At 63.8% G+C, this 5,462-nt stretch carries 8 protein-coding genes; 3 read left to right on the forward strand and 5 right to left on the reverse strand.

Going from position 1 to position 5,462, the window contains the following annotated elements; all coding sequences use genetic code 11:
• The coding region (locus AC1D00_RS24655) for an arsenate reductase (azurin) large subunit (RefSeq protein WP_477012444.1) at positions 1 to 806 on the reverse strand (806 nt) is incomplete at its 3' end.
• Positions 807 to 820: 14 nt separating this feature from the next.
• Entirely contained in the window at positions 821 to 1,348 is a 528-nt protein-coding gene (locus tag AC1D00_RS24660; RefSeq protein ID WP_477012445.1) for an arsenate reductase (azurin) small subunit, read from the reverse strand.
• Positions 1,349 to 1,587: 239 nt separating this feature from the next.
• Here AC1D00_RS24660 and AC1D00_RS24665 point away from each other — a divergent pair, with 239 nt between their 5' ends.
• Together AC1D00_RS24665 and AC1D00_RS24670 are read left to right on the forward strand one after the other, a co-directional pair.
• Positions 1,588 to 2,016: an ArsR/SmtB family transcription factor gene (locus AC1D00_RS24665; protein ID WP_477012446.1), complete on the forward strand. Its 429-nt coding sequence runs from the start codon at positions 1,588 to 1,590 to the stop codon at positions 2,014 to 2,016.
• Between the two features lie 4 nt (positions 2,017 to 2,020).
• A complete protein-coding gene (locus AC1D00_RS24670; RefSeq protein ID WP_477012447.1) occupies positions 2,021 to 2,335 on the forward strand; it encodes a hypothetical protein in 315 nt (104 codons plus the stop codon).
• Between the two features lie 284 nt (positions 2,336 to 2,619).
• Here the strand turns inward: AC1D00_RS24670 and AC1D00_RS24675 are convergent, their stop codons facing one another.
• From AC1D00_RS24675 to AC1D00_RS24685, 3 genes are all read right to left on the reverse strand, one after another.
• Positions 2,620 to 2,838 (reverse strand): transglutaminase-like cysteine peptidase, encoded by a 219-nt coding sequence (locus tag AC1D00_RS24675; protein WP_477012451.1) that lies wholly within the window; start codon positions 2,836 to 2,838, stop codon positions 2,620 to 2,622.
• A gap of 131 nt (positions 2,839 to 2,969) precedes the next feature.
• On the reverse strand, positions 2,970 to 3,224 hold the full coding sequence (locus tag AC1D00_RS24680) for a hypothetical protein (protein WP_477012448.1): 255 nt from the start codon (positions 3,222 to 3,224) through the stop codon (positions 2,970 to 2,972).
• On the reverse strand, positions 3,217 to 3,867 hold the full coding sequence (locus AC1D00_RS24685) for a hypothetical protein (RefSeq protein WP_477012449.1): 651 nt from the start codon (positions 3,865 to 3,867) through the stop codon (positions 3,217 to 3,219). The genes AC1D00_RS24680 and AC1D00_RS24685 overlap by 8 nt, the downstream gene beginning before the upstream one ends.
• Before the next feature lie 89 nt (positions 3,868 to 3,956).
• Here AC1D00_RS24685 and AC1D00_RS24690 point away from each other — a divergent pair, with 89 nt between their 5' ends.
• On the forward strand, positions 3,957 to 4,619 hold the full coding sequence (locus tag AC1D00_RS24690; RefSeq protein WP_477012450.1) for a hypothetical protein: 663 nt from the start codon (positions 3,957 to 3,959) through the stop codon (positions 4,617 to 4,619).
• Positions 4,620 to 5,462 lie beyond the last annotated feature (843 nt).

Below are 5,462 nucleotides of genomic sequence, written 5' to 3' on the forward strand. Positions count from 1 at the left end.
GACCCGAACTCCGCTTTCTTCTTGTCTATGGAGGAGCCGCGCAGGTTCGGGATCCAGTGGTTGAGGAAATAGTTCGTCTGGGTCTCGAGCGCGTTGGTGCCGACGGCCACGATCGTGTCCGCGAGTTCGGCGTCTTCGTAGCAGTTGTTGAGCTCGCCGACGCCCATGTCGCGCGTCGCGTGGACCTCGGAATTGTAGGCCGGCCGGTTGTGGATCCGGATGTTCTTGACCTTCATGGCGCCGAAATAAAGCTTCCCGGTGCCCCAGGTGTTTTCGTAACCGCCGCCGGCGCCGCCGTGATCGAAGGCGGAGACGAACAGGCCGTCCTCGCCCATGTCGTTGATCACCGCCACGGTCACGCGCGCGACCAGGTCGAGAGCGTCGGACCAGCTCGTCGGTTGCATCTGGCCGTAGCGCCACACCATCGGATCGGTGAGACGCTGGAGCTCGGTGTTGCGCTGTTGCGAGTAGCTCATCTCCGCCATTCGGGCGCCGCGGATCGAACCCAGACCTGAGTTCACGACGCAGTCGTGGTCGGGCTTGATGACGATGTGGACGTCCTGCCCGTTCTGACTGACGATGTTGTACATCGAGGGCGCGTACCACGCGTCGGTCTCGGCCGGCTGCTGCTTCGAYAGATCCATACCGAACTTGTTCTGGGCCGCGGCCGTCCCGCCCTGCTTGTTGGCCGGCCAGGTGTAGGCCTTGTAGCCACAGCCGACGATGCAGTAGTGGCAGGTGACGTTGAATTCCTTGGCGTCCGTCGGAATGATAGGCAAGCGATCGATCTGGCGTTTGTAGGCCATGTTGTTTCTCCCCCTTACAATACGTTCGACAGACGGCCGTAGAGCAGTTCGTCCACACCTTCGGCGTAGATGTCGCCCTTGGCGTCGACGTGCAGCACATACTGGGGAAGGTTCTGGGTGGCCTGGCCCCACACCTGCTGGCCGCCTGCCTCGCAGTCGAATCGCGAGTAGTGGCCAGGACAGTTCATAGTCCGGTCGCCGGCGTTGTAGCTGAGCGGGAAGCCCTTGTGCGGACACGTGGTCGAGAATCCGACCACGTCGCTGTCGGCGCCGACCCCGCCGGGCACCTTCCTGCCGAGCTTCAGCAGCACACCGGGCGCGTCTGCGTCCGGATAGTTGACGTTCAGGGGTTCGTTGACCTTGAGGTCGGCGACGTTCGCGAGGCGATTGGAGGGATAATCGACGCGGGCCGCTGCGGGCGCCGCTTTCGCTTGTGGTCCAGGGACGACGGAGGTGACTGCAACTCCGGCCGCGGCCAGGCCGGCCCCACTCATGAATTTACGGCGGCCGACATCGACCATCCGATCGCAACGCTGCGACATGGCAATAGCTCCTCGGGTGCGCCAGTACGCCTACTGGCGTTGGTTTCCTCGGAATCGCGGCCGATACGCCTATCGACCGGAGAGCTCGATCGTTGTCATTCAATCTTCAAAGTAATTCTATACGATATGTCGAGACGTCTCGACATATCCAATAATCGAAMCGTTGTGGCTTGTCATCATCCGTTTGGGCTAGAAGGAGCATGACCATGCTTCAAGGGGACGTTTCGATGCGGAAATCGATGCTCGCGGTGGCGAGCCATGCCAACGCCGCGCTCGCTGGCAGCGCTTTCGGCGAGCCCCACGCGATTTCGGCCCTATCGGCACTTGCCCAACCCACCCGGCTGGCGATCGTCAGGCTTCTGATGAAGCATGAACCGATCGGCGTCACCGCCGGGCAGATCGCCGAGACGATCGGCGCCCCCCACAACACCCTGTCCAGCCATCTTGCCATCCTGGTGCGGGCCGGCCTGCTCCGCTCGTCCCGAGAGGGTCGCACGATCATCTACCGGTCCGATCCCGAAGGCATGCGGTCGGTGATCGCGTTCCTGGTCGACGACTGCTGCCATGGGCATCCTGAGCTCTGCAACCTCGTCGCCACCGACGCGGTCGCCTGCTGCGCGCCGGCGCCAGCGAAGGCGCCGAAAAAGGTGGTCAAGCGCAAGAGCTGAGACCATGACGCTGTGGGGACTGGGGATCCAGACAATCGCGGGCTTGTTCGGCGCCCACGCCGCGGCGAGCGTGTCCCGCGAACACCGGTTCGGCTTCATCGGCCACAGCGTCGCCGGCCTCGTCGGAGGCGCCCTGAGCGGCGCTTTCCTGCAGGAGGCCGCCATCACGATAGTTACCGGCAGCGGCAGTCTGAATCCTTCGACGGCGGCGGAGATCGTCGTCATCCACGTCCTGACGGGAGCTGTCGCGGGCGGGATCATCGCGCTCGCCGTCGGCTTCCTTGCAGAAGCGTTCTCGAAGGCCCCTCCGAGGTGCTGAACGTGACCACATAACCTCAAAAAAGTTCTCTAAGACGGCGGCTTCAAACGCCTTGAAAATGGCCGAGGTTGACGGCCGAATAGGCCGACCAGGTGGTACACAGCGGTGGTCACAAATCGCGACCGGGCTTTCTCGGAATCCTTGTTTTCTGCGGGTTTTCGCGGTCTCACGGCTTGGGGGGAGAGAGTCCCACTCTCTCTGCCGCCTGCACATTCTAACCTCAAAGAAGCCGTCCTCGGCCCATCTGACCTCGGCGGAATCGGTCGTCCGATCGGTTTACTTGGCTATGCGCCATCATTGCCGCCGCCCGCATCTCCTTGCGCGATGCGAGTCACGGTCATCAGCAGAGCCTCGCGCGGCCAGYCAGCGTCCATCAGCATCTTGCGCTCCATTAGGGCGAAGTCCTCGGAGTCGCCATAGCGGTCGGCTTCTTCCCGACGAGCTCTTGGCCACGGTTCGCTCGACGAATTGAAAAACGCTCGCCTCGTTGTCCGAAGCGGTATCTTTGGCGGCCTGGATCAGGTCGGTCTGCATTTGCACCAGCAAGTCCTTCCGCCCGTGTGCACATCAGTCCGCCGTCAGGGGCGCGGTCGGCCCAATCGGATTCCTTTCCATGCCGGACGATTGACTGAACTTACATGCGGCGACGGCGGCGCTTCGGGCGCTTCGGATATTTATGACCGTGCAGTCGAATGGCGTCTTCGACCTCCGCCAAGCTGATTCTGAAGCGCGCTGCGATCTCGTCTGGCTCATCGCCTCGGCCCCATAAGAGCGCGAGAGCCGTTGCGGGCAGCGCTTCGCCTAGGACGACGCGAACGACATCCAGCGGGGATACTTTCTTTTCGGTTTGCATTCCGTGCACCTTCGAGTCGTCGCTTGGGTCAGTCATTCGATTCTCGCCCGATTGAGTTTGGGGGTCTCGAGATTGCAGCGATTTCGCGCAACTCGTCCTGCTCGGTCCAGCGCGCCTGCTTGTCCGGGACACGCAGGCGGCGCCCGTATGTCCACGCGGCCGAAACCACGCGCCTGACGCCGAAAGTTAGCGAAACGAAGCGTTGGGGGAACTCGACGTAGAAGCGGAAGTAGATGTCCGGGTTCGCCGGTCCGTAGCTCTCGAATGCCATCTTGTATTCGGCTTCGCGGTCGAAGAACTCGAGAACGCGCGCCAGCGCTTCGATGACGTCGTGGTTAGGCCGGATGCCGACCTCTACATCGGCAATGCGCCAAAAGCGCCCGTGCGGTCGTTTGAAGCGGTAGCCATGAAACTCCGGCTTCAGGTCTCGCATCCACTCGACGGTCTTGACACTGTCCTGGACCGCGTCTGAGCCCAGGATCGCGCAAATCAATGTCGCCGCGTCTTTGCGGGACATCGTCGGAGCGTTGCGCCCCCGACCGCCGGCGGTGACGAGCGGCACCCCCTCCTTCTTCGCACCCTTCGCTTCCCGCAGGTTCTTGACGTGCTGTGCGGTCGAGGTCGCCGGCTTGCCCATGGCCGTCGCGACGCATTCGGCAAGTTGACGGGAATTAACCATCGCGACGGGCTCTTTGACTCCACGGAATTTAATTCCGTAGAAGAAGGGAAGGCGCCCGTCAAGCCGGCGCGCCCGAACCGGAGGTCAACATGTCGGACGAAGCGAGATCGAACCAGGCAAGGCGGAAGCTGTTCGAGACCCAGGGATTCCGCCGCGAGGTAGCTGAACGGCTCAACCTGGACCCGAAGATGGTCAAGGCGGCCGTCAACGCCCTCGTCGTCGCCGGAGCAGTGCCCTGCACGCGCCCGGACAACGCCGAAGCGCTCGCCATGGACGGAGCATGGCTTCTCCTGGGCATCGGAAGCCGGGTCCGCCCGGACGCGATCGCTCGCGTCACGCCGCGGTTCGCGTCGATGACCCTTCAGATCGACGGCGACAGGCCGCATGGCACGTCCGCGGCCACGACCTTCGAAGACGAGCTGGCCTCGATCTTCAAGACGACCTGGACCGTGGCGACGACCGGCGCGATGCCGGCCGTCCAGGGCGTGGGCCTCCACTGGACCGACGGCCGTGGCACCATCCTGTTCGGCACCATCGACCGCTGGGAGCGCGGAGGACCGCGGCACCGGAAAGTCTTCGCCTCGGAGACCCTGACGCTTCCCCCGGCCCCGGGAGGCCAATGGGACTTCGTCCATCTGATGGATTCCTTCCGCCTGCCGGCGGTCGGAGGCATCTCTTTTTCGCCCGTTCCGTTGCTCGGCTACATCGAGCTCCTGGCCGAAGGCGTCGAGGAAACGGCGGCCGCCCTGTGAAACGTTCGGCCGCCGCCACCCAGGAATCGATCGTGGCCGTAGGCAGCCCTGCTGCCTCCGACCGAGAGGCCGCCTCCTGCGTGGACGAGGTCGCGCGACCGCTTCGAACGCGGGGGCCTGTGCCGGGGCAAAGCAGGTTACCGCTAACCGGCCCCCTTTTGGAGCTCCAGGAGAGAAGTGGACGCAGGTCGATCCCCGGACCGGCGTGGAGCCGGCCGGCGAAAACGGAAACACCGGGGCCGCCAGTTGCCGGCGAAGGCTTGAGGGTGCCGACGGCGCCGATCGGTCCCGGTGGCTGCCACCTCTCCCGTATCGCATCAACCCACCGCGTCGCGGTGCGTCCGAAGCCGCTGGTCGGTCGAGCGGGCACGGCCTTTGAGACCTGCGCCGCGACCTCCAGCCCGCTTGAGGGCCAACGGCACGGGAGCCGCGACGGTCTGGAAAACTCCTTCCAGCACGGCCGGCAATTTGGACCCCGATTCCCGTGTCTCCGGCAGGCCGGAAAGGTTCGGGAGTTTTCCGGGAGTCTGCGTCCTCCTATTTGCCTCTGTTGGCCTTTTGTTCCCCAATTGGACCGGAAGGGTTGCGGGTTGCCATCATTGCTAAGCCTTTGTTGCATAAACGTATATTTGGCGCGGGTTGGCGGCGCCCAGAACACCCAAAATGCCAACGCGTTTACAGTGCGTCGCTCTAAGAGCCAGCTCCGTAAACCCTTGTGGCTCAAGGGTTTTTGCTCTCCTCGCGCGCCGGTTCGGGAGTTTTTCGGGAGTTCGGTGCCGCGGCGGCGCCTCCGCGACCGCCCGACCGACCGGCACCGTGCCGCGTCGACGGTCACTCAACGGC

It is taken from the genome of Bradyrhizobium sp. P2_E8, from assembly GCF_056403875.1.